The sequence below is a fragment of the Neohoeflea coraliihabitans genome (genome assembly GCF_019334345.1).
Classification (GTDB): Bacteria; Pseudomonadota; Alphaproteobacteria; order Rhizobiales; family Rhizobiaceae; genus Pseudohoeflea; species Pseudohoeflea coraliihabitans.
In genome coordinates, this window is the sequence record NZ_JAHWQX010000003.1 from 212,965 (window position 1) to 235,088 (window position 22,124).

Sequence of the window (22,124 nt, forward strand, 5' to 3'; positions counted from 1 at the left end):
ACTTGCCTGCTAGTTTTTGCGCGGGTTTGCGTGCGCAGCTGGGGGTAGAGTGCGATGACGATCGCGGAAGACGGGCGGATGGCGCAGAGTGGGAGAGTGAACAGCCGCTCCCTGCCGCTGCTGGCGCTCGGCGCCTTCCTCGCTCTTGCCGTGGTGTTGCTGATCTTGCCGCTGACGCTTCCGATCGGTCCGATGTACTGGGACGTGCTGGTCTATTATGACGCCATCGGCCGCATGAATGCCGGGCAGTGGCCGATCCTTGATTTCATGATCCCCGCCGGGCCGCTTGAATATTACCTTGTGTGGCTGGCGGAGCGCTTTTTCGGTGCCGCGCATCCGGTGGTGCTGACGCAGTTGGCCTGGTTGCCGGTCACGGTGCCGGTGATGGCCGCAATTGTCTGGGATGTCGGGCGGCGAAATCCGGCCAGTGCGTGGGGGCTGCTCTTGCCCTTCATGCTGTTTTCGCTGCTGCCCTTCAATCTGCTCACCTACAATGAATTTGCCGGCACGGATGCCTACGGCATCTACAACCGGCATGGCTCGCATCTGATGTATCTGACGGCGGCGACGGTGCTGTTCGTGCGCGCGCGGGCCATGCAGACGGTTCTCTTGAGTGTGCTGTTGCTGTCGCTGGCCCTTTGCAAGATCACGGCATTCGTGGCGGTTGGGCCCCTGCTGATCCTCGGGTTGCTGACCCGGCATATCGCGGTGCCGGTGGCTGCTGTCACCGCAGCGCTGTGTCTGGCGGTCACTGCTCTGCTCGAAGTGGTGACCGGGATGGTGTCGGGCTATCTGCTTGTGCTTGCGGACCTGGTTTCGGCAAATGAAAGCGTGCTGATCTCGCGCTTTCTCACGGCGATATCGCTGCGCTTCGATGTGCTTGCGGCCGGCGCTTTGCTGGGCGGCGCGCTGATCTTGAACGATCTGCGGCGCTCGCGTGATGGCGCTGCGCGAGCCGGCACGGACGCGGGGCGCGAGACAGGTCTTGACCGCGACTGGATCTGGCTCGGACTGGCCTTGTTGTGCGGTCTGTTTTTCGAGACGCAGAATACGGGCAGCCATCCCTATCTGATCGTCTGGCCGGTGTTGTTGCGCATTCTCCTGCGTGAGGCCGCTGCGCATGGACGCATGCGGTTGGCCGTCTTGGTGCTCGTTGCCGCCATGGCCCTGCCGGTGGTTTCGACGATGCTGCACAAGGCGGCGCGCGCCGCGGCCCTGGCGCCGCGCTATGTGGCGCTCAACCAGCCGGTGCTTGGCCCGCTCGGCCGGGTGTCGGCCAAGGATGTGCATATCGAGCAGGCCGAGCGGATGCGGACGATCTACCTTTTCCATCCCGAGACGATGCGGGCCATCGCCGAGACGGGTTCGCTGCCCTCATTCCGGATGTTTTCCGAGCATGACTATCAATATCTGCTCTTGCAGGAGATGGGGGTCGCCGCCGCGGCTGTTCTGGATCTCGAGGCGAGGTCCGGAACGCGCTTTGACACTGTTTTCACTGTGGATTTTGCCAATCCGTTTCCCTATGTCCTGCAGCGGCCCGGCGCAGCGCATGTGATGATCGGCGCCGATCCGTCGCGGGCCGTGCCGGACCCTGATGAGCGGACACTGGATGCTGTGGCAAATACGGATTTGATACTAGTGCCGAAATGCCCGGTGCACCACGCCCGCCTGCAGCTGCAAGATCTCTACACACCGGCGCTCGAAGGGCGGGCGAAGGTGGCGTTGACGCCCTGCTACGACGCGCTGCTGAAGCCAGATAGCCCTGCGGCGGCGCTGGCAGAGGCAGGCCAGTGATGTTCAAGCGCTGGCGCCAGCGGAACGCCCCGCGCCGTTTTGCGATCTGGTTTCTCGGGCGCAGCGGATCGAGCTTCCTGCGCGGGATGTTGGACGAGCATCCGGAAGCACGGTGTCTTGGCGAAATCCTGTGGCCGCAGTACCGTGGTGAAAAGGGCCCGACAGCCCGGTCTGTTCTCGACGCCGAAGTGAGCCTCGACGGCGTGCGGCCAGCGGTTTCAAATGTCCTTATGAACATCTCAACGGCATTGCCGAGCTTGAACCCTATCTCCTCGAGAACAGCTTCAAGATCGTGCGGCTGGTGCGCCACAACAAGCTCGACCAGTATCTTTCGATGCGGCTGGCGCAGGTGAACGGGATCTGGCGGTCTGACAGGGGACGATTCCAGCAGCACCACATCGCACTCGACCCGGAGCACTTCCTCAAGGTCGGAGCAGGATTCGAGGCCGCCGATGCTGAGCTGGCGGAACGGTCGAGACCGTTTGAAACCCATGTGGTGAGCTATGAAGGATTGCTCAGCGGTGCCGAATGGCCGGCCTTGTGCCGTTTTCTGCGCATCAGCAATGTCTCCACGGTTTCGCCGTTCAAAAGGCAGCGGGAGCTGTCCCGGCGCGAGGCGATCCTGAATTACGATGCGTTGCAGGAGCGCTGCCAAGGGACTTTTGCCGAGCGGTTCTTCGACCACCCGACGCGTTGAAATTCGCAATGAAGCCGATGGGCGCCCGGGCGAGATCCCGCGCGCTTCCGGCATCATGCATACCGCCTGCAAAAGCCCTCAGGCAGCCTGTTTATCCGAGCTCGGCAATTGCCTGGCCGGGATCGACCGGCTGTTCGTTTTCGACCAGATAGCCAACAAAGGTGCCGTCAGAGGGGGCGGTGAGCGGGATGAAGGACTTCATCACCTCGACAAGGGCGAGGGTGTCGCCGGCAGCGACTGCATCTCCGGCGGACTTGAAATACTCTTCTTCCGGCGACGGCTTGAGGTAGACGACGCCCGGCACGGTGGCCATGACTTGACTGTTGGACATGCGGGTTTCCCTGTGTGGAGCAGACGGATGCGGTTAATTCGGTTCGCGGACGGTCGCTTCGAAACGCTCGAGGAAAAAGTCGGCGTTGTCCCTCGTGAAGACCAGCGGCGGACGCACCTTGAGTACATTGGCGTTCGGACCGGTGGCGCTGATCAGAACGCGTTTTTTGCGCAGGCCGTTGACCAGTTTTGCAGCGCGGTCGGCTGACGGCGCCCTGGTGGTGCGGTCCTCGACGATCTCGACGCCGAGAAACAGTCCGGCGGAGCGGACATCGCCGATCATCTCGCTGTTTGCGGCAATCGCGTTCAGGCCGTCGTGCAGATATTTGCCGACCGATGCGGCATTCGACTGCAGGCCCTCGTCAAAGATGACATCGAGAACGGCCTTGGCTGTTGCCACGGCGACCGTGTTGCCGCCGAAGGTGTTGAAGTAGCGCGCCCGGGCGCCGAAATCCTCGATCAGATCCGGCTTCATCACAAGTCCGGCGACCGGGTAGCCATTGCCCATCGGCTTGCCGAGCGAGACCATGTCGGGGACGACGCCGTGGCGCTGGAATCCCCACAGCGTATCACCGGTGCGGCCAAAGCCCGGCTGAACCTCATCGGCAATGAAAAGCCCGCCGGCGGCGCGGATGGCGTCCACTGCTCCGGAAAGGAAGCCCTTCGGTTCGGGAAAGACGCCATCGCTCGAGAAGATGGTGTCGACGATCAGGGCCGCCGGCTTGATGCCGTGGCGGGACAGATCCTCAGCAGCGGCGGCGACATCGGCGGTAAACTTGCCGGCCACATCGCCGTTGTTGCTGCGATACAGATCGGGGGCCGGGACCGTGCGGACATGGACGCCGAGATCCACGTGCCGGCCAAGCGAGGGCGACAGCTCGGACACCGCGTGGGTGATGCCGTGATAGGCGGTCTCGGTGACGATGAAGCCGGTGCCACCGGTGAATGCACGGGCAATGCGCATGGCAAGATCGTTGGTCTCGCTGCCGGTACAGGTGAACATCACGTGCTGCAGCTCTTCAGGGAAGGTCCCCAGCAGCTGTTCGGAATAGTCGAGGATGGTTTCGTGCAGATAGCGGGTGTTGGTCGACAGCGTGGCGGCCTGACGGCTCATCGCCTCGACGACGCGCGGATGGCAGTGCCCGACCGAGGCGACGTTGTTGTAGACGTCGAGATAGGCGTCGCCCTTGTTGTCATAGAGCCAGACACCTTCGCCGCGCACGAGGTGGACGGGGTTGGCGTACATCAGCCGGTAGGCGGGACCGAGAAGACGCTGCCGGCGCGCAATCAGCGCCTCGTCTTCCTCGGCCAGCTCCGCGGCACCGGGCACATAGGCATTCACCATCGAGTTCTCGGTGCTCATCGGTGTGGCTCCAATTTGCAGGCGGTTCGGAAAATGCGTTCGGCATCGGCGCGGGAAATCGGCGCGAATGCCTGCAGGCCGGCTGCGGCACGTCCGTGATTGCGAAGAATATACTCCCGGTTCTCGGGATGGCGCAGCGAGCGCCAGTTGGTGATCACCACGGTGGTGAGCAAGCGTGCGGCGATCAGATCGAACAGCAACGCCACCTCGTCGGCGGCAAGAGGCAACACCTCGTGATAGGCGGCGACGAATTCGGCCACTGGCGTGAGCGGATCATCCTGGCTGCCGATCTGGTAGGATGCGGCAACCGCGATATCGATCACCAGCGGCGTGTGCACCATGTCACCGAAGTCGAAGATGCCGGTGACGCGGGTGTGGTCATTCGGATGGACCAGCACATTGTGCGGGTTGAGATCGTTGTGGATCGGCTGGGCGCGCAAATCAGCGAGCACCGGCGCGACGTGCCGGTCGAACACATCCAACTGCCGCTCAACCAGGCTGCGCAGAGCGGGATCGGCTATATCGGCGGCAAAGGGACGGAGCCGGGCGGCGTTCTTGGTGTCCCACAGCAGGTCGTGATCGGCGGCGGGATGGTGAAAATCCTTCAGGGCGATGTCGAGCCGGGCCAGTTCGGCGGCGACATTTCTGCGCTGATGCGCCGTTGTGTCGACACGGTGCAGCGGTTCGCCGGCGAGATAGGTGAGCACGCGTATGGTGCTCTCGGTCTTGCCGTCGAAGCTGCGGCGCAGCTCAAAGCTGCCGTCGATGGCCTGGTGCACGCGCGGCACGGGCAATTGCGGCGCGGTGCGCTGCAGGTGGAGGAGAGTCTCGGTCTGTAAATTGGTCACCGCCGGGTCTTCCGCGGCATTGGTTACCTTGAGAACGCAGGCCGAGCCGGCCGCGTCGTGCACGAGGAAATTTGCATCGCGCTCGCTGGTCAGGCGCTTGAGAGAGCCGGACAGGCCAAAGGCATCCTTCGCCAATTGCAGCGCTTCGGCGTCGGTGATCGGCGGCGGCGGGCAGGTGAGGAGTTCGCCGATCAACGGCGCGGTTTCGGCTGCACTCGCGCCGGGCTTGGTTGCAGGCTTGCTCACACCGGTCTCCTCAGACATCGCGAAGGCTCGCGGGCGAGGCGTAGCCATCCAGTCTCCGGGCCAGGTCCTGCGCCTCGCTGACGGAAGTCCGCACAAAACTGATCTTTTCGCCCGGACGGGCCTGACCCAGCTTCCAGAAGGCGCCGCTCGGCACGGTGAACGGGTTGATGAAGCCGCCCGTGCTCGGGGCATCGTTGATCAGGATGATCGGCGTCTGGCCGGCAAGATTGACGGCCCCGAGCGGGTATCCGTGATCAAGGATGTTCGACGGATCCTGGCCGTGCTCGGGCTTCTTGTCGAAGGCGCGCTCGGCGAACTGGAATTCCGGGCCGGTGAGGCGGATGCCGGTGCGGTTGCTCTTGCCCTGAATGATCCATTCGGCGGCAAAAAACGCCTCGTTGAAATCGGGCGTGAGCCAGTCATCATTGGGACCGGGGACGCATTCGACGCGCCAGAGCCTGTCGGTCGACAGGGTCGGCCGGGCGTCCTCGGCGACCGTCTTGGGAGCGAAGGCCGGATCACCGTGTGTCCCAAGCGGAAGGGTCGTTCCGGCCTGGAGGGCAGTGCCGCCGATGCGCGCCATGTGGAAGACGGCGCGCGAGCCCAGAACCGGCTCGGTGGCGATGCCGCCGGAGAAAGCGATATAGCTGCGCGCCCCGCTGAGCGCCGCAGAAAGGGCGAGAACCTGGCCGGCGCGGGCCTTGACCGAGGTCCACATCGCAATCGGTTGATCATCCAGTTTCGGCGACATGTCAGCGCCGGTGACGGCCAGGGTCACGTCGCGCTCGAGGCGCAAGGTCGGACCGAGGAACTGGCATTCGAGGGCCGCAGTATCGCGCGCATTGCCGACAAGCAGATTGGCGAGGCGGAAGGACCAGGAATCGACCGGTCCCGACGGCGGAAATCCCTGTTCCCAGTAGCCGATCCTGCCGGGCAGTTCCTGCACCGCGGTTTCCAGCCCCGGCTCCAGCACATGCACGGAATCGCTGCTCATTGCGCCATCTCCACTTGTTCCTGCCCGCGCGAAATGTCGCTTTGCTGTCCACGCGAAATGTCGCTGCGCCAGCTCTGGTAGCGATCGACGGAGAACATCTGATATTCGATGATGGAGTGCTGGTAGGAGCCATCTTCGACACGCGCTTCGATCCAGTCATATTCCTCACGCTCGATCGGCTGGAAGCGGACCCGATCTCCCGGCCGGAACAAAGCCAGGCTGTCCTTGAAGGCGCTCAGGCGCTGTTCGCGATCGAAGGTCGGCACCGGTGTGCGCGCCAGAAGCTGATAGCCACCGGGAGTCTGGTCGGGATAGATGCAGGTGAGGGCGCCGCCGAGCCCGATGGCGCCCTTCGGTGTCCAGGTGCGGGGCGGATCGTATTTCGGAGCGACAAGTCGGGCACGGTCATCGAGCGGCATCAGGGAACAGAGACCCGGCCAGAAGCCGAGCGCTGCGACCCAGTATTCAGAGCTCGCGTGCAGTCGGCGCAGGGCGGCGCGGTCGGCGACATTGTTCAGCTCGCAGATCAGATCTGGATCGGGCGTCTTGGCCGCGACCTTGGCCCGGTAGTCCTCGATGCATTCGTCCGTCCACGGGTCGAAATACAGCACCGGTATGGAAAACAGCCGGCTCGGCAGGTCGGCGATTTCACCTTGCCCCGCCGCTTCGTGCAGGCGGGTGATTTCCTTGCTCAAGTCGTCATAGGAGATCTGCGCTGGGTCATAGGACACCATCATCGAGGCAAGTTCGGGCACAAGCTCGATGACGCCCTTGATCTTCTCTTCACGGATCGCCGAGGCGAGGCTGTGAACGCGAAAATTCAGGACGAAATCCATGCCGTCGCCAAGCTCGACTTCCATGAACCGGTCGCCGCCCGGAAGGAAGCGCGGTGTCTGGTAAATCATGGCGATCTCCCGAATTCTGGCCGGTCATGAACGGGACCGATCTTTTTGCAGGCTTTTGTCTGGTACATCATATATCATATAGTGCGTCAAGCCCTCGACACGCGGCAGAATTTCTGGAATGGAGAGGGCGAGGTCTGGAGGAAAAGGGGCTGTCATGAGCCGCATCGAATACCGCACGCTGAACGATCAGGCCTATGCGGCGATCAAGGAAGGGTTGATCACCGGCACATTCACGCCCGGTCAGCCGCTGGTGATCCGGTCGCTCGCGGAAAGCTACGGAATTTCCACGACGCCGGTGCGCGAAGCGCTGCAGCGGCTGGTGGCCGAACGGCTTCTGATCCTGCTGCCAAATCGGTCGATCGCGGTGCCCAATCCGACGGCCGAAAAATTCACCGAACTCCTGCGCATTCGCAGTGCGCTGGAAGGACTGGCCGGCGAACTGGCGGCGGATCAGTTCTCGGCGTCGCATATTGCGCGGCTGGATGCCATGCTGCAGGAAATCGATGTCGCCGTTGACCGTCGCGCGACGCGGACCTATCTGGCGCTCAATCAGAAATTCCATTTCTACATCTATGACCGGGCCTCCTCGCCCTATCTTCTGCAGCTGATCCAGGATCTGTGGGGGCAGGTCGGTCCGTTCTTCAACCGGCTGTTTGAGGATGACACCTATTTCGCCAAGTCGAACGAGCAGCACCGGCTGATCGTCGACGCCTTGCGGCAGGGCGATCGGGAGGGCGTGCGCACGCACATCATCAAGGACATCACGGTCGCCGCCGAAGCGCTGATGCCGTTGATCGCGGCAAAGGACGACTGACGATCCGAGAGGTGCCTGCGGCCCGCAGGAGGCCGGCAGGCGGCAAGACCCTCGTCTCGTCGCGATGCTCAGGATTTGTCGAGCCGCGCGAAGACCAGCCAGAACATCCCGGCCAGCAGAGGCAGCGTGACGAGCAGCACAATCGTCGCCAGGGCGAAGATGATCGGCACCTGCGATTGCTGCGAGGCGGCCATGATCCAGTTCCACACCGGCATGGTCTTCTCGGTGCCGCGCAGGAAGATGGTGCGCAGCACCTCGTTGAAGGACAGCAGAAAGCCGAACAGGCCAGCGCCGATGATGCCGGGCATCAGCAGCGGGAACTCGATGTCCCAGAAGCTGCGCCAGGACGAGGCGCCGAGATCGGAGGCCGCCTCGATCAGCCGGTTGTCGAAGCGTGTCGTCAGCACCAGGATGATCAGCAGCGAGAACGGGAAGGCCCAGACGAAATGGCCGATGAAGATTGACCAGAAGCCGAGTTTCAGTTCCAGCACCGAGCGGGCGAAGATGAACAGCGCTGCGCCCAGCGACATGCCGGGCACGAACAGTGGCAGCAGGAACAGCAGCAAGAGGCCGCCGGGATTGCGGGTGCGGGGCAGGGCGCGGCCGACCAGCGTGGCGACGGTGGCCGAGACGATGCCGACCAGCAGGGCGATGAGAATGCTGGCACCGAAAGGTTCGACCCATTTGGTGTCGGCAAACAGGGCGCGGTAGTGCTGCAGCGAGAAGGGCAGCGGAATGCCCGAGAGGGGGCGTTCGCTGATCGACATCAAGGCCAGCCAGGCCAGCGGGAAGTAGATGCAAAACAGCATCAACAGACCGCCCCATTTGCCCAGCGGTTTCCACCCGGACCAATAGCTCCACTCGCCGCGGTCCTGCGGCGTTGTCGTGCTGGTCAAATGCGTGTGCTCTGAAATCGCCATGGTCAGCTCTTGAGAACGCGGAAGGTTGAAGACAGGTCGCCGAAGCGGCGGGCGATCAGCAGCATGATGATCAGAAGCACCGCAAGCAGCAGGATGATGAATGTCGAGAGCGCCGCAACCACCGGATATTTGAGTGCCGTGTAAGCGCTCTCGATTGAGTTGCTGAGCAGATTGACAAATCCGCCGCCGAGCATGCTCGGTTCCACCCAGGCGGCGAGCGCCGGCCCGAGGGTGAAGACGATGCCGGCCAATACGCCGGGCAGCGACAGCGGGAAAATGACGTTCTTCAGTGTCTGGAACGGTGTGGCGCCGAGGTCCTCACTGGCTTCGATCAGCGCTTCGTCGATGACATTAATGGCGAGATAGACCGGCAGGACCATGGTCGGGAAGAAGGCGATGATCATGCCGAAATGCACCGAGACCTCGGTGTAAAGCATCCATTCGATCGGCGCATCGATCAGGTTTGTTCCGGTCAGGATCGAGTTGACGAGGCCGTTCTGGCCGAGAATGGCGCGCCAGATGATGGTGCGCGAGGACAGATCGAGAAAGAACGGGATGGTCAAAAGAGCCAGGACAACGGCCTTGGTCGTCTTGGTGGTGCCGCCCTTGGCGAGCCAGAGGGCGAACGGATAGCCGATCAGCAATTCGATGGCCGTCACGGTCAAAGCGATGCGCAGGGAGCGCAGCGTCACCTCAAAGCGTCCCGATTGAAACAGGGAGATCCAGGTGTCGAAGGAGGGATCGTAGACGGTCTGGAAGTGCTTGGTCTCGAAGAAGCTGTAGGAAAACAGCACGACAAGCGGCACGATGACGATCAGGGTCCAGATAACGAGAAACCCCGGAACGACCCAGTTGCGTCCCGACATCGCCGCCAGTCCGCCGGTCCAGCGCGTTGTGCCGGCCGGTGATCCGGCCTCTGCTTTCAGTGCAGCGCTCACTCGTCTGTCATCCCTTGCTCGAATTCATTGCAGAGCGGTCCATTGGTGTCACCGGCCCCGCGCCAATGGGGCGGGGCCGGTGTGTTTTGCGTGATCAGGCGTTCAGGAACCGCTGCCATTCCTCTTCCATCACGTCCGCGTTCGACGGCGTGGTGGTGCTGACATAGGGCTTGGCGAACTTGCGGTTGACCTTGGCTTCGGTGGCCTTCAGGGCAGCGATTTCCTCCTCGCTCCACCCCTGCTCCTCGGCATAGGCGACACCGAGATCCATGTTCGGGCCGGCATAGCCGCGGTCGCGCGCCTGCAGGGCGCGGTACTCACCACCGAGGAAATAGTTGAGGACCTTGTAGATCTGGTCGAGATTGTCGCGGTCCTTGGCCTGGGAGGCGATGTAGGCGCCGTGACCCCATTTGAAGTAGCCTTCCTTGGTGTAGGCGTATTTGGTGGCGCCATCGCCAAGCTTGAGATTGGCTTCACGGACGGCCGGTTCCCAGCAGTTGATGACATCCACTTCCTTATTGGCGAGCAATTGCACCTGTTCCTCGAAGGCGGAATGCAGGGTGCGGAACTGGCCCGCCTTCTTGCGCTCGATGAGGAAGTCGACGACCATTTTCGCTTCGTCGCGCGTCAGGTTGGCGATGTCGCCGAATGTGGCGTCACCCTTGCCCTGCAGATACAGCGCGGCGGGGCCGAGCGAATAGGTCCAGGTCTGGTCATAGGCCACACGGCCGCGGGTGTTGTCGTCCTCGAACATCACCGACCAGGAGATTTCCTCGTCACTGTCGGCGTCGACGCCGAGCTTGTCCGGGAAATAACCGAAACTGTCGGCGTTGCCGATGACCGGAACGCCCCACTGATTGCCGTCCGGATCCTGCACGACCGCCGAGCGCTTCCAGTCGTCGGAGGTGCGCTCCCACAGGCTCAGTTCCGGATGGCTTTCATCGATCGGCAGATACACGCCCTGCGGGCCGAGAATGTCTTCGGTGCCGGATTCGAAAATGAAGATGTCGACTTCGTCGCCCAATTGCGAGGCGACGACATCGCGCAGGAAGACGCCAACCGAGTTGTTGGTGCCGGCAAAGTCCATCTCGACGCCGATGGAGTCGGTCATCACCGACCAATCCTTCAGCTGCGCCGTGGTGACGCCGTAACCGTTGACGGTCGCCGTTGCCGCCTGTGCGACGCCGGACATTCCCGGAAGCGATGTCAGTGCCGCAGCGCCGGCGAGACCACCGGCGGCGCGAAGCATGGTTCGCCGTGTCAGTTCGAGTTGTGAGGTCGTTGAAAATTTATCCTTCATGGCACAGTCCTTTCATGGATGTTCCCCGTTAAGCCGGAAGCACGATGCAGTCTTCCGGTTGCCACGCGACGGCGCCGACCTGTTCGGCCGACGGGACGCGATCCCATCTGCGCAGCCGGATCGTCCCGGCCGCGGTGTCTACTGTCTGATCGGTGTATTTGCCGTGGTAGATCTGCTTGCGCAGCGTGCCTGCAAGCACGTTGGCTCCGTCCCTGCCGGCGTCCCCGTCGGCGGTGGCGAGAAGGGCCATCCGCTCAGCACGGACGGCCAGCGCCGCTTGCGTGCCGACCGCCCCGAGCGCTTCGCTGGCGACGCCGCGCACGGTTATGCCGCCCGCGAGTTCGACGGTGGCCTGATCGCCCTGGCGCCCGGTCAGGCGGCCAGGCAGGATGTTTTCGTAGCCCATGAAACCAGCGGCGAACAAGGTGGCGGGACGGTCGAACAGATCGACCGGGCGGCCGCTTTGCTCAATGCGCCCATGGCTCATCAGGACGACGCGATCGCTCATCGTCAGCGCTTCTTCCTGGCTATGGGTGATGTAGACAAAGGTCATGCCGAGGGCGCGCTGGATCTCGACCAGTTCAGACTGCATGTCGATGCGCAGGCGCTCGTCGAGCGCGCCGAGCGGCTCGTCGAGCAGCAGGATTGCCGGCCGGGTCACGGCGGCCCGGGCGAGGGCCACGCGTTGCCGTTCGCCGCCCGAGAGCTGGGCGATGCGCCGCTCGGACTTGGATTCCAGCTGCACCATGGCCAGCGCCTGCATCGCCTGCTTGCGCGCGTCCTCGCGCGGCACGTTGCGGACCTTCAGACCATAGGCGACGTTCTCGGCGACCGACATGTGCGGAAACAGGGCGTAATTCTGGAAAACCGTGGTGCAGTTGCGTTTCGACGGCGGTTTGCCGCGCACGTCGACGCCGCCGATTGCCAGCTTGCCGACCTGGGTCGGCTGCTCCAGCCCGGAGATCACCCGCAGCATCGTCGTCTTGCCGGAACCGCTGGAGCCGAGAATTGTCAGAAATTCACCGCGCTTGGCCTGCAGCGACACATGATCCAGCGCCGTGACGCTGCCGTATTTGTGCAGAACATCGACCACCTCGAGAATGGGCTGTTCGACGGTTTCGTCCATTAATCCGTTCTCCGAAACATGCTTCATCGTGCGTTGTCAGCCTTCGTCATTTGTACACCATCGCATCGATGCGAAGCAGGGATGTGGCAAGCGATACGGCCTGGCCGATCAGGTGCTCGGTCAGGCGCAGCGGGTCCATGATCTGAACGGCGTCGCTGGCCGTGGCGCGTTGAGAATCGTCGCGGCCATTGCGGAGCAGATGATCCTCGATCGAGCGGAATGCCCCCTTGAGAACCCGGCGCGCATCCCCGTCGACGCCGGGACCGGCCTCGGCGGCCAGGCGGTTGCCGAGATCGCGCAGAGCCACTCCGCGCCCAGGGACCACCCCATGCCGGGCTGCTGAGCGCATGCAGGCGATGGCGCTGCGGGCCACACTCTCGGTGCATCTGGCCTGGCGTGTCGAACCTTCACCGATGCGCAGCTCCGCCCATTTTCCGCCCAGGCGGGCATGCCGGCGCTCCGCCTGGGCGCGGTCAAAAGCCAGGTATCGGGCCTTGTCGATCTCATCGGAGATTTCCGCCAGTCGCGCCTTGATGGCGGCCGCATCGCCGCCGGGCTGTTCGAGAAAAATCCTGTGTCCATCGTAGCGAAGCCGTTTTGCCGTGCCGAGCATGGCCGGCTTCAGGCTGGCGAGGCTCGTGCCGGCGGTTTCGTCGACCAGGGTGGCGCCGCAAGCGACCGCCAGATCCGAGATGATCGCGGCGGCGCGCGGTCCGGCGTCTTCGGGTGTTACCGCAGCGATTGAAAAGGCACCATTGTCCCTGTTGCGCTCGATTGCCGCCAGCGCGCTGCCGTCAAATTGGCGGGCAACGATCAGCAGCGCCTTGCGACGTGCGGCAAAACCATCAATGATCGGAACCAGCTTGCCGAAATCCGAGATCGCCTCATTGGCCGCGATGACATGCACATCGTCCAGGCTGCCGGCGAGGGCCGCCGACCCAGCCGATCCCACGGGGCTGGCATCGAAGGTGAATCCCGCTTCGCAGTTCAGGCTGACTTCACCGGGCCGGCCCTCCATCAAGACATCGATGCCGCCGTCGGCGCCCACCTTCTGAAAGGCTGCGGCGAGGTCGTGCGCCAGGGCGGGGGGAGCTCCGGCCGCTTGCGCAACCGCCACGTCGTCGACGCCGGCCTGGCGCTCGTCTTCCAGGAGGGCGGGAATGTCGGTGCGCAAGCGATCCAGCTGCTCGGCAAGGGCAAGCCGGCGCAGCGGATCGGTGGCGTAACGTTGAGCCAGAGTGAAGGTGGTGCAGGCGAGAACGGCCAGGCGTGCTGTGCCGTCGCCGAGGTCGCGTTCGGCGCTGACCAGGGTTTCGGTGAGGAGACGCGGGGCGAGGGTTGCAGGCCCGCTCGTGCCGGTCATCTTGCGCGCGATCTCGACACCGGACAGCGCCTGATCGACCGCGCTGCCGTTTGCATAGAGGACGGAGCGCGCATCCGGACCGAGGGACGCACCGGCAGCCCGGGCAATCCCCTGCAGCGAGCGTTCGATACAAGCCTGGGCTGCGTCACCGACCAGCGTCCGCGTCATCGCGCATCGCTTTCTGCAGGCAGACCGGCCAGCGCCTCATGCACGGCGCGGGCGATCTCGACGGCATTCGGCGTGTCGCTGTGCACGCAAATGGTATCGGCGACGACCGCAACCTCCTTGCCCGAGACGGAGCGTACGACGCCGCGGGTCACCGCGTCGGTGACCTTGCGGGCGACGGCGTCGGGCCCGACACTGTGATGTTCCTTGGTGATGATCTGGCGCCCTTCATCATCATAATCGAGATCGGCGTAGAACTCGCAGACGAAGGGGACGCCGCGTTCGGTGAAGACTTCCGACATGGCGCAGTCGCTGTAGGCGATCACCGGCACATCAAATATCAGCGCCGCGTCGGCAATGCCTTCGGCGATGTCGCGCTGTTTCTGCGCCATTCCGAACAAAGCGCCATGCGCCTTGATATGTGACAGGGGCATGTTCTCGGCGTCGAGGAAGGCCTTCAGGGCGCCCGTCTGGTACAGGACCAGGGCGGCCACTTCCTGGCGGGTCAGCTTCATCTCGCGGCGTCCGAATCCCTCGCGGTCAGGCAGACCCGGATGCGAGCCGATCGCCAGGCCGTGCTTCTTGGCGGCGCGTACCGTGTTCCACATCACGTTGGGATCGGAAGCATGAAATCCGCAGGCGATATTCGCGTGGGTGACATAGGGCATGCAGGCCTCGTCATCGCCGAAACGATAGATTCCGAAGGCCTCTCCCATATCGCAGTTGATCGTCGCCATCGCCATCCGATCCGTCCCCTCACAAGGCTCCCTATGATTGTCGAGCTGAGGGTATATCGTACATGATATATCATCAAGGGGTTTTTGCCTCCGCCGGTGTGGGGAAACGCGCTTGGCGGCCGTGAGGATGACCCAGCGCGCAACTTCACCATCGTTCTGCTTGCATCTGAAGACGGCTTAAGGCATAGAGGCGCCGAAAGCCCCCAATTGAGGGGTTCGGGCGCGTAGCTCAGCGGGAGAGCACTGCCTTCACACGGCAGGGGTCACAGGTTCAATCCCTGTCGCGCCCACCATTTTTTTCCAAATAGGAATTCGGTCGATCCGCCGCGTCAATGCGACGCGCCAGGCGTTCAGCCGCGCGATCCTGACCGCGCGTCCTTGCTCGGCGCGGCGAGCAGGTCATGCAGCAGCGGCATGGTCAGTTCGTCGAAATGGCTGATCAGGGCGTCGGGTTCGAGCTTGGCAATCGGAACATCGGAATAGCCGAAGGGCACGCCGATCGAGGCGACGCCGGCGTTGCGGGCGCCCTTAATGTCACTGATCGAATCTCCGATCATGACGGTCCGCTGCGGATCGCCGCCGGCATCGGCAATGGTCTGCAGGATATGGCCGGCGTCCGGCTTGCGGGTCGCATAGGTATCCGAGCCGGCGATCACGGCGAAACGCTGCGCCATGTCGAGATGCTCAAGCAGCTTGCGTGCGAGTGCTTCAAACTTGTTGGTGCAGACAGCCAGTCGGCAACCGGCTGCCTCGAGACGGTCGAGCGCTGGCAGCAGGCCGGGAAAGGGGATGCTGCGACCGGGAATGTTGGCGCCGTAATGGGCAACGAACAGATCGGTCAGAGTGGAGAGACGCTGTGCTTCGAGGGCAACATTCTGCGAGGCATAGCCATGGCTGATCATGGCGCGGGCTCCCTGGCCGAGGCGGAATCCGACATCGTCGGCGGCAAGCGGCTGCAACCCGTCGATCTTCAGAATGTGGTTGAGGCTGTCGAGAAGGTCGTCGGCGGTCGAGATCATGGTGCCGTCGAGATCAAATACGACGGTTATCGGCGATGAAGTCATGCAAAAATCCGGTTGTTCGGACGGGGGCCTGTGGCGATGCAGCGAGGCTTAGCAGCGGGCGCGTGCGCTGGCAAATGGGGTCGCCGGCGCAGCGTGCGCCGGTTTGCTCCGTTCCTCCCGCCGGCGTGGCAGGCAGATTGCGACAAAGTCTTGCTGCGAAAAGGCGGAGAAAGCGGCGGGGCGGGTCTTTGCGGTTGGCGGCGCATCATGGTAACAGCGCAGAACCTCAACAAGTTTCAGAGCCCAGAATGGACGCCCGAAGTCTTAAAATCGCCGCTGCCGAGGAAGCACTCTCGCATGTCGAACATGGCATGCGGCTCGGCATCGGCACCGGTTCGACCGCCGATGAATTCGTGCGCCTGCTGGCGGAGAAGGTGGCGGACGGGTTTGCCGTCCAGGGCGTGCCGACCTCGGAACGAACCGCGCGCCTGTGCCTCGAACTGGGCGTGCCGCTGTTTTCGCTCGATGATCTGCCCGAGCTCGACCTGACCATCGACGGGGCGGACGAGATCGACCCGCAATTGTGCCTGATCAAGGGTGGCGGCGGGGCGCATCTGCGCGAAAAGATCGTCGCCGCGGCTTCGGAACGGATGATCGTCATTGCCGATGAGACGAAGCTGGTCGATGTGCTCGGCGCGTTTCCGCTGCCGATCGAGGTGATGCCGTTCGGCCTGGCGGCAACGCGGCGCGCGGTCGACAAGCTGGCCGAGCGTCTCGGCCTGAACGGCACCATTCTGCAGCGCCAGCGTCAGGGCAAGGATGAGCCGTATATCACCGATGGCGGCCATTTCCTGCTCGACGCATCATTTGGCCGTATTCCGGAGGCAGAAGCGCTGGCCGAAGGCCTCGCGGCCATTCCCGGCGTGGTCGAACACGGATTGTTTCTCAACATGGCCGACGCCGCCATTATCGCCGCCCCGGCGGGTGTGCGAACGCTGACTGCCAAGATCTGACAGGAGTTCCTTCGAATGCTGATACTTCCCCGATTGAAATTTGCCTGTGCCGGTGCCGCCCTGGCGCTGGTGCTGGCGAGCGGAGCGACCGCCTTTGCACAGGAGCCGAGCGATTCGCATCTGGCGGCGGCGCGCAGTGCGATTTCGGCGCTGAAACAGACCGATCAATTCGATTCCATCCTGCCGGGCGCTGCCGCGCGGCTGAAAGCCAATCTGATCCAGTCGACGCCGGACATCCAGCCTGAGATCGATGCGGCCGTTGACGAGGTGGCGCTGTCGCTGGCCAGCCGGCGCGGCGATCTCGAGCGCGAGGCGGCAGCGGTGTATGCGAAATCCTTCAGCGAAGAAGAGCTGAAGGCGATTGCGGACTTCTACACCTCGCCGGCCGGCGTCAAGCTTCTGGAAAGCGGTCCGCTGGCCACGCGCGAACTGCTGAAGGCGGCGGAAATCTGGTCAAATGGCATTCAACGCGACATGGCAGAGCAGGTGGCGGAAAAACTGCGCGCCGAACTTGGCCAGCGCGACAAGGTGGTGCCGAAGACCGAGCAGTAAGACGCTCGGCAGCGCCGCATTGGCAGAAATTGCAGCTCCGGGCCGTCGCCCGGGGCTTTTTCTTTGCCGCGGCTGACTATATGCAAAGCGCAAATTGGAAGAAAGGAACGGGCATGGCCAGTTATGACTACGATCTCTTCGTCATCGGAGGCGGATCGGGGGGCGTGCGCGCGGCGCGGCTTGCCGCCGGGCTGGGAAAGAAGGTGGCCATTGCCGAGGAGTATCGATTCGGCGGCACCTGTGTCATCCGTGGCTGCGTGCCGAAAAAGCTGTTCGTCTACGCCTCGCAATTCTCGGAGCATTTCGAGGATGCGGCCGGATTTGGCTGGTCAGTGGGCGAAACCTCCTTCGACTGGCCGACCCTGATTGCCAACAAGGACCGGGAAGTCGACCGGCTCGAGGGGCTCTACCGCAAGGGACTGGAGACGGCGGGGGCGACGATCATCGAAAGCCGCGCCGAATTCGTCGGGCCGCACGAAATCCGAATTTCCGCATCGGGCGAAACGGTGACGGCGGAGCATGTGCTGATCGCCGTCGGCGGGCGGCCGAATCCGCATGCGGCGCTGCCCGGCCATGAGCTGTGCATCAGTTCCAACGAGGCCTTTCATCTGGAGAGCTTGCCAAAAGCCATCGCCATCGCCGGCGGCGGCTACATCGCGGTGGAATTCGCCAATATCTTTCACGGCCTCGGCGTCGAGACGACATTGGTCTATCGCGGTCAGGAGATCCTGTCGCGCTTTGACCAGGACATGCGCCGCGGCCTGCACACGGCGATGGAGAACAAGGGCATCAAGATCCTGTGCCACCAGGTCTTTCACAAGATCGAGAAAACCGCTGACGGGCGCCTGCGTGCCGAATTGTCGGACGGCGACGAGCTGGTCGTTGACCAGGTGATGCTGGCGCTCGGGCGTGATCCGAATACCGAGACGCTGGGGCTCGACAAGGCCGGCGTCGAGACCGATCACAAGGGCGCCATTCCGGTCGACGCCTATTCGCGCACCAATGTCGAGCATATCTATGCGGTCGGCGATGTCACCGACCGGGTGGCACTGACGCCGGTGGCGATCCACGAGGCGATGTGCTTTGTCGACACGGTCTACAAGGATCGCCCGACGGCGCCGGACCACCAACTGATCGCCACCGCCGTATTCTCGCAGCCGGAAATCGGCACGGTCGGGATGAGCGAAGACGAGGCCGCAGCCAAGTATGAGGCGCTTGAAATCTACCGCGCCGAGTTCCGGCCAATGAAGAACACGCTGTCCGGCCGCCAGGAAAAGATGATCATGAAGATCGTCGTCAACGGGCTCGACCGGACCGTGCTCGGCGTGCACATTCTCGGTGCCGATGCGGGTGAAATGGCGCAGGTGATCGCCATCGCGCTGAAGGCCGGCTGCAGCAAGGACGATTTCGACCGGACGATGGCGGTGCATCCGACGGCGGCGGAGGAACTGGTGACCATGTATCAGCCAAGCTACCGGGTGAAGAACGGCGAGCGGGTCTGACAGAGTTGCCGCCATGGATCGCAGCGCCTTCTTCCGCTACCTCACCGAGGTCGATGCGCGGTTGTTTCCGGACGGCATGAGTGATGCGCAGCAGCGCGGGCTGACGGTCAAGCTGACGATCTGGGACGCGCATTACTCAGCCTATCCCGACAGCTACCTGGCGGCGGCGCTCGGGCAGATCCACCGCGAGACCGGCGGCCGGATGGAGCCGGTGCTCGAGGCCTTTGCGGCAGACCGCAGCGAGGCGGCGCAGCGTCTGCAGGCCGCATTCGACAGCGGGCGGCTGAGTTGGGTGAAAACGCCCTATTGGCAGGCCGACGAGAGCGGGCAGATCGCGGTCGGTGGCGGTGACATCCAGCTCACGCATCGGCGCAACTATCTCAAGGCAGAGGCGCAGCTTGCTAAACGCGGCATTGCCTGCGGTCTGGCCGCGGATTACGACCGTATCCTCGATCCGGTCGTCTCGGCGCATGTGGCCTTTTGCGGCATGATCGAGGGCTGGTTCCGGCCCTGCCGCTTGGCTGATTTCGATGCCGGTGACGGGCGCCTCGATTATCGTGCGGCGCGCGACGTGGTCAATGGTGACGGGGCGCATATCGGCGACGAGATCGTGCGCAACTGCGAGATCTACGCGGCGGCCTTGCGGGCCGGCGGCGGGTTTCAGCGGGGCCGGGCGAAGTGAAGGAAGGTGTTGTGACGACCAGTTTGGATATGACGGATGCGCCACGTGGCGACCCCGAGGCACGGATTGCGTATTTCGGCTACGGGTCGCTGGTCAACCGCGCGACGCTGCGCACCCAGATCGTCGCTGCCTATCCGGCGCGGGTGACCGGTTGGCAGAGGCTGTGGCGGCCGCGCCCGGCGCAGGCACCGAAATACGCAGGCGTCGGACCGGCGGTTCTGACCGCCGAGGCGGCCGCCGATGCCGCGATGGACGGCATGCTGATCATCGACCGGCTGGCCAGCCTGCCGTCGGTGGATGCGCGTGAAAATCTCTACCGGCGGGTGGCATTGCCGCGCGAGGCGCTTGCCTTCGAGGGCCCGGCGCCGGCCCACCTGCCGGATGCGCTTTATATCTACGAACGCGGCTACGAGCCGGAAAAGGATGCTTCTCGCTCGCCGATCCTGCGCAGCTATCTCGATGCGGTGCTGCAAGGATTTCACCAGGTGTTCGGGGCCGACGGCGTCGAGCGCTTCATGGCGGAAACCCAGGGATTTGCAGGGCATGCGATCCACGAAGACCGCGATACGCCGCTTTATCCGCGGGCCGTTCGCCTCGCTGACGGCGAGGCAGATCTGTTCGCGCGGGTGCTGGCGGAACATGGTCTGGGCAGCCAAGCTTGAGACGAACAGGCTGGGAGCGGGACGGCGGCCGGACGAGAAACGCTCCGCCTGCGGCTTTCATTGCGGCGGCATTGGCGCTATAAGCCGCCGCCAACAGCACAGTTTACGCTCCCGCCGCCGGTCATTGCGCCGGGCGGGGCCACAGAACAGGGTTTAAACCATGGCACAGAACTGGACACCATCAAGCTGGCGCGACAAGCCGATCCAGCAGGTTCCCGACTATCCGGATGCCGAGGCGCTGCAGACAACGGAACAGCGCCTGGCGAAATTTCCGCCGCTGGTGTTTGCCGGTGAAGCCCGGCGGCTGACCGATGCGCTTGCCAAGGTGGCGGGCGGCGAGGGCTTCCTGTTGCAGGGCGGCGATTGCGCGGAAAGCTTTGCCGAGCACGAGGCCGACAATATCCGCGATTTCTTCCGGGTCTTCCTGCAGATGGCAGTGGTGCTGACCTATGGCGCGCAGCAGCCGGTGGTCAAGGTCGGCCGGATCGGTGGCCAGTTCGCCAAGCCGCGTTCGTCCGCCTTCGAAACGCAGGGTGAAACGAAACTGCCGAGCTATCGCGGTGATATCGTCAACGGCATCGATTTCGACGAGAAGTCGCGTATTCCGGACCCGGAACGGCAGATCATGGCCTACCGCCAGTCGGCGGCAACGCTCAATCTGCTGCGCGCCTTTGCCCAGGGCGGTTACGCCAAGCTCGACAATGTGCATCAATGGATGCTCGGCTTCGTCAAGGACAGCCCGCAGGCGGAACGCTACCAGAAACTCGCCGACCGCATTTCCGAGACGGTCGATTTCATGAAGGCCATCGGCATCACGGCGGAAACGCATGCGCGGCTGCGCGAGACCGATTTCTTCACGAGCCACGAAGCCTTGCTGCTCGGCTATGAGCAGGCGCTGACGCGCACGGATTCGACCAGTGGCGACTATTACGCCACGTCGGGTCACATGATCTGGATCGGTGACCGCACCCGCCAGGCCGATCATGCGCATGTCGAGTTCTGCCGTGGCATCAAGAACCCGATCGGCCTGAAATGCGGCCCGACGCTGGACCCGGATGATCTGCTCAACCTGATCGACATCCTCAACCCCGGCAACGAAGCCGGCCGGCTGACGCTGATCGCCCGGTTCGGACACGACAAGATCGCTGACCATCTGCCGAAGCTGATCCGCGCCGTCGAACGCGAAGGCAAGAAGGTCGTGTGGTCCTGTGATCCGATGCATGGCAACACGATTTCGCTGAACGGCTACAAGACGCGGCCCTTCGAGCGGGTGCTGTCGGAGGTCGAGAGCTTCTTCCAGATCCATCGTGCCGAGGGCACGCATCCCGGCGGCATCCACATCGAGATGACCGGCAAGGATGTGACCGAGTGCACCGGGGGTGCGCGCGCCGTGTCAGCCGAAAGCCTGTCGGATCGCTACCACACCCATTGCGATCCGCGCCTCAATGCCAGCCAGGCTCTGGAACTGGCATTCCTGGTGGCTGAACTGCTGAAGGGCAGCCGCGAAGCCAGCAAGTCGGCGGCCGCCGTCAGCGGCTGAACCTCAGGGCTGACTACATACCGATCGGGCCGGGTGTTTCACCCGGCCTTTTTCATGCGCGATCGCCGAGAAGATGCTTGCCACGTTCGGCGAGTGCCACAAAGGCGTCCTGCGCGGCCATGCGGATTTCCTCTTTCGGCGAGGCAGCCAGACCGAGCCGGTCATAGAAGATCTGCGCCTGCATGTTGGACGGATCGACCGACAGGCGCATATAGGTGGCGCCCGCCGCGCGCTCCTCGGCGGCTATGCGGGCGAGCAGTGCTTCGCCAACCCGCTGGCCGCGAAATTCCGGCGCCACATACAGATCCTGAACATAGACGCCGCACTTGCCGTACCAGGTCGAGAAGATGGTGAAATACAGACACAATCCGGCAAACCGGTCAGCCTTTTCGGCCATCAGCACGGAAAAGGCCGGTTGCGAACCGAATCCGTGCTGCTCGAGGTCGGAAATGGTCAGGTGAAACTGATCGTTCTCGTGCAAATGCTCTGCCAACGCCTTCAAGGCCCGATGGATCGTCGCGGCATCACTGATTTCGGCGCGGCGCAGGGAGACGGGGGTCATCGGCAGAGTGCTCCTTGATCTTCAGCCACTGGCGGTCGCGGGCCTGGTCGTCCTTGACCGGAAACGA

22 protein-coding genes and 1 tRNA gene are annotated in these 22,124 nt (G+C 63.5%); 10 read left to right on the forward strand and 13 right to left on the reverse strand.

Annotated elements, in window-relative coordinates:
• Nucleotides 1-54: 54 nt before the first annotated feature.
• Together KY465_RS12095 and KY465_RS12100 are read left to right on the forward strand one after the other, a co-directional pair.
• Nucleotides 55-1,794 carry a hypothetical protein gene (locus KY465_RS12095; protein ID WP_219201965.1) on the forward strand — a complete coding sequence of 580 codons (1,740 nt, stop codon included), beginning with the start codon at nucleotides 55-57 and terminating at the stop codon, nucleotides 1,792-1,794.
• A 301-nt stretch (nucleotides 1,795-2,095) separates the two neighbouring features.
• A complete protein-coding gene (locus KY465_RS12100) occupies nucleotides 2,096-2,491 on the forward strand; it encodes a hypothetical protein (RefSeq protein WP_219201966.1) in 396 nt (131 codons plus the stop codon).
• A gap of 91 nt (nucleotides 2,492-2,582) precedes the next feature.
• Here KY465_RS12100 and KY465_RS12105 read toward each other — a convergent pair whose 3' ends face one another.
• Genes KY465_RS12105 through KY465_RS12125 form a run of 5 tightly spaced genes read right to left on the reverse strand, consistent with a single transcriptional unit; the run spans nucleotide 2,583 to nucleotide 7,177 of the window.
• Nucleotides 2,583-2,822 carry a biotin/lipoyl-containing protein gene (locus KY465_RS12105; RefSeq protein ID WP_255561641.1) on the reverse strand — a complete coding sequence of 80 codons (240 nt, stop codon included), beginning with the start codon at nucleotides 2,820-2,822 and terminating at the stop codon, nucleotides 2,583-2,585.
• A gap of 33 nt (nucleotides 2,823-2,855) precedes the next feature.
• A complete protein-coding gene (locus KY465_RS12110) occupies nucleotides 2,856-4,184 on the reverse strand; it encodes an aspartate aminotransferase family protein (protein ID WP_255561642.1) in 1,329 nt (442 codons plus the stop codon).
• On the reverse strand, nucleotides 4,181-5,278 hold the full coding sequence (locus KY465_RS12115; RefSeq protein WP_219201967.1) for a phosphotransferase: 1,098 nt from the start codon (nucleotides 5,276-5,278) through the stop codon (nucleotides 4,181-4,183). The genes KY465_RS12110 and KY465_RS12115 overlap by 4 nt, the downstream gene beginning before the upstream one ends.
• A gap of 10 nt (nucleotides 5,279-5,288) precedes the next feature.
• Entirely contained in the window at nucleotides 5,289-6,272 is a 984-nt protein-coding gene (locus KY465_RS12120) for a 5-oxoprolinase subunit C family protein (protein ID WP_219201968.1), read from the reverse strand.
• On the reverse strand, nucleotides 6,269-7,177 hold the full coding sequence (locus tag KY465_RS12125) for a 5-oxoprolinase subunit B family protein (RefSeq protein WP_219201969.1): 909 nt from the start codon (nucleotides 7,175-7,177) through the stop codon (nucleotides 6,269-6,271). The genes KY465_RS12120 and KY465_RS12125 overlap by 4 nt, the downstream gene beginning before the upstream one ends.
• A gap of 154 nt (nucleotides 7,178-7,331) precedes the next feature.
• On the opposite strand from KY465_RS12125, the gene KY465_RS12130 reads away from it, so the two are divergent.
• The gene (locus KY465_RS12130) at nucleotides 7,332-7,991 is read left to right on the forward strand and encodes a GntR family transcriptional regulator (RefSeq protein WP_219201970.1); all 660 of its coding nucleotides are present in this window, start codon (nucleotides 7,332-7,334) and stop codon (nucleotides 7,989-7,991) included.
• Between the two features lie 68 nt (nucleotides 7,992-8,059).
• Here the strand turns inward: KY465_RS12130 and KY465_RS12135 are convergent, their stop codons facing one another.
• From KY465_RS12135 to pxpA, 6 genes are all read right to left on the reverse strand, one after another.
• Nucleotides 8,060-8,911 (reverse strand): ABC transporter permease, encoded by an 852-nt coding sequence (locus KY465_RS12135; RefSeq protein ID WP_219201971.1) that lies wholly within the window; start codon nucleotides 8,909-8,911, stop codon nucleotides 8,060-8,062.
• A 2-nt stretch (nucleotides 8,912-8,913) separates the two neighbouring features.
• Nucleotides 8,914-9,849, reverse strand: a complete 936-nt coding sequence (locus tag KY465_RS12140) for an ABC transporter permease (RefSeq protein ID WP_219201972.1) — start codon at nucleotides 9,847-9,849, stop codon at nucleotides 8,914-8,916.
• A gap of 94 nt (nucleotides 9,850-9,943) precedes the next feature.
• Nucleotides 9,944-11,149: an ABC transporter substrate-binding protein gene (locus tag KY465_RS12145; protein WP_219201973.1), complete on the reverse strand. Its 1,206-nt coding sequence runs from the start codon at nucleotides 11,147-11,149 to the stop codon at nucleotides 9,944-9,946.
• A gap of 28 nt (nucleotides 11,150-11,177) precedes the next feature.
• Nucleotides 11,178-12,275, reverse strand: a complete 1,098-nt coding sequence (locus KY465_RS12150; protein ID WP_219201974.1) for an ABC transporter ATP-binding protein — start codon at nucleotides 12,273-12,275, stop codon at nucleotides 11,178-11,180.
• Between the two features lie 46 nt (nucleotides 12,276-12,321).
• Nucleotides 12,322-13,806 (reverse strand): hypothetical protein, encoded by a 1,485-nt coding sequence (locus tag KY465_RS12155; protein ID WP_219201975.1) that lies wholly within the window; start codon nucleotides 13,804-13,806, stop codon nucleotides 12,322-12,324.
• Complete coding sequence (pxpA, locus tag KY465_RS12160) at nucleotides 13,803-14,540, reverse strand: 5-oxoprolinase subunit PxpA (RefSeq protein ID WP_255561644.1); 738 nt, start codon at nucleotides 14,538-14,540, stop codon at nucleotides 13,803-13,805. Before pxpA ends, KY465_RS12155 begins: the two co-directional genes overlap by 4 nt.
• Before the next feature lie 218 nt (nucleotides 14,541-14,758).
• Between pxpA and KY465_RS12165 the strand changes: the two genes are divergently transcribed.
• A tRNA-Val gene (locus KY465_RS12165) sits at nucleotides 14,759-14,833 on the forward strand.
• A 57-nt stretch (nucleotides 14,834-14,890) separates the two neighbouring features.
• On the opposite strand, the gene KY465_RS12170 is transcribed toward KY465_RS12165, so the two are convergent.
• On the reverse strand, nucleotides 14,891-15,604 hold the full coding sequence (locus KY465_RS12170; RefSeq protein WP_219201977.1) for an HAD-IA family hydrolase: 714 nt from the start codon (nucleotides 15,602-15,604) through the stop codon (nucleotides 14,891-14,893).
• Between the two features lie 248 nt (nucleotides 15,605-15,852).
• On the opposite strand from KY465_RS12170, the gene rpiA reads away from it, so the two are divergent.
• The 6 genes from rpiA to KY465_RS12200 all read left to right on the forward strand — a co-directional run bounded on the left by rpiA (nucleotide 15,853) and on the right by KY465_RS12200 (nucleotide 21,495).
• Entirely contained in the window at nucleotides 15,853-16,557 is a 705-nt protein-coding gene (rpiA, locus tag KY465_RS12175; RefSeq protein ID WP_219201978.1) for a ribose-5-phosphate isomerase RpiA, read from the forward strand.
• A 15-nt stretch (nucleotides 16,558-16,572) separates the two neighbouring features.
• A complete protein-coding gene (locus KY465_RS12180) occupies nucleotides 16,573-17,109 on the forward strand; it encodes a DUF2059 domain-containing protein (RefSeq protein WP_219201979.1) in 537 nt (178 codons plus the stop codon).
• A 113-nt stretch (nucleotides 17,110-17,222) separates the two neighbouring features.
• Nucleotides 17,223-18,611, forward strand: coding sequence for a glutathione-disulfide reductase (gene gor, locus KY465_RS12185; protein WP_219201980.1), 1,389 nt, complete (start codon nucleotides 17,223-17,225; stop codon nucleotides 18,609-18,611).
• A gap of 13 nt (nucleotides 18,612-18,624) precedes the next feature.
• Nucleotides 18,625-19,293 (forward strand): hypothetical protein, encoded by a 669-nt coding sequence (locus tag KY465_RS12190; RefSeq protein ID WP_219201981.1) that lies wholly within the window; start codon nucleotides 18,625-18,627, stop codon nucleotides 19,291-19,293.
• Nucleotides 19,294-19,304: 11 nt separating this feature from the next.
• Nucleotides 19,305-19,955 carry a gamma-glutamylcyclotransferase gene (locus KY465_RS12195; protein ID WP_219201982.1) on the forward strand — a complete coding sequence of 217 codons (651 nt, stop codon included), beginning with the start codon at nucleotides 19,305-19,307 and terminating at the stop codon, nucleotides 19,953-19,955.
• Between the two features lie 160 nt (nucleotides 19,956-20,115).
• Nucleotides 20,116-21,495 (forward strand): class II 3-deoxy-7-phosphoheptulonate synthase, encoded by a 1,380-nt coding sequence (locus KY465_RS12200; RefSeq protein WP_219201983.1) that lies wholly within the window; start codon nucleotides 20,116-20,118, stop codon nucleotides 21,493-21,495.
• A 52-nt stretch (nucleotides 21,496-21,547) separates the two neighbouring features.
• Here the strand turns inward: KY465_RS12200 and KY465_RS12205 are convergent, their stop codons facing one another.
• On the reverse strand, nucleotides 21,548-22,057 hold the full coding sequence (locus KY465_RS12205; RefSeq protein WP_219201984.1) for a GNAT family N-acetyltransferase: 510 nt from the start codon (nucleotides 22,055-22,057) through the stop codon (nucleotides 21,548-21,550).
• Between the last annotated feature and the right edge of the window lie 67 nt (nucleotides 22,058-22,124).

Bases quoted from the DNA above. Each gene is read 5' to 3' on its own strand.
- KY465_RS12095 (WP_219201965.1), top strand. From the start codon at position 55: ATGACGATCGCGGAAGACGGGCGGATGGCGCAGAGTGGGAGAGTGAAC.
- KY465_RS12105 (WP_255561641.1), bottom strand. From the start codon at position 2,822: ATGTCCAACAGTCAAGTCATGGCCACCGTGCCGGGCGTCGTCTACCTC.
- KY465_RS12110 (WP_255561642.1), bottom strand. From the start codon at position 4,184: ATGAGCACCGAGAACTCGATGGTGAATGCCTATGTGCCCGGTGCCGCG.
- KY465_RS12120 (WP_219201968.1), bottom strand. From the start codon at position 6,272: ATGAGCAGCGATTCCGTGCATGTGCTGGAGCCGGGGCTGGAAACCGCG.
- KY465_RS12125 (WP_219201969.1), bottom strand. From the start codon at position 7,177: ATGATTTACCAGACACCGCGCTTCCTTCCGGGCGGCGACCGGTTCATG.
- KY465_RS12130 (WP_219201970.1), top strand. From the start codon at position 7,332: ATGAGCCGCATCGAATACCGCACGCTGAACGATCAGGCCTATGCGGCG.
- KY465_RS12135 (WP_219201971.1), bottom strand. From the start codon at position 8,911: ATGGCGATTTCAGAGCACACGCATTTGACCAGCACGACAACGCCGCAG.
- KY465_RS12145 (WP_219201973.1), bottom strand. From the start codon at position 11,149: ATGAAGGATAAATTTTCAACGACCTCACAACTCGAACTGACACGGCGA.
- KY465_RS12150 (WP_219201974.1), bottom strand. From the start codon at position 12,275: ATGGACGAAACCGTCGAACAGCCCATTCTCGAGGTGGTCGATGTTCTG.
- KY465_RS12155 (WP_219201975.1), bottom strand. From the start codon at position 13,806: ATGACGCGGACGCTGGTCGGTGACGCAGCCCAGGCTTGTATCGAACGC.
- pxpA (WP_255561644.1), bottom strand. From the start codon at position 14,540: ATGGCGACGATCAACTGCGATATGGGAGAGGCCTTCGGAATCTATCGT.
- KY465_RS12170 (WP_219201977.1), bottom strand. From the start codon at position 15,604: ATGACTTCATCGCCGATAACCGTCGTATTTGATCTCGACGGCACCATG.
- rpiA (WP_219201978.1), top strand. From the start codon at position 15,853: ATGGACGCCCGAAGTCTTAAAATCGCCGCTGCCGAGGAAGCACTCTCG.
- KY465_RS12180 (WP_219201979.1), top strand. From the start codon at position 16,573: ATGCTGATACTTCCCCGATTGAAATTTGCCTGTGCCGGTGCCGCCCTG.
- gor (WP_219201980.1), top strand. From the start codon at position 17,223: ATGGCCAGTTATGACTACGATCTCTTCGTCATCGGAGGCGGATCGGGG.
- KY465_RS12190 (WP_219201981.1), top strand. From the start codon at position 18,625: ATGGATCGCAGCGCCTTCTTCCGCTACCTCACCGAGGTCGATGCGCGG.
- KY465_RS12200 (WP_219201983.1), top strand. From the start codon at position 20,116: ATGGCACAGAACTGGACACCATCAAGCTGGCGCGACAAGCCGATCCAG.
- KY465_RS12205 (WP_219201984.1), bottom strand. From the start codon at position 22,057: ATGACCCCCGTCTCCCTGCGCCGCGCCGAAATCAGTGATGCCGCGACG.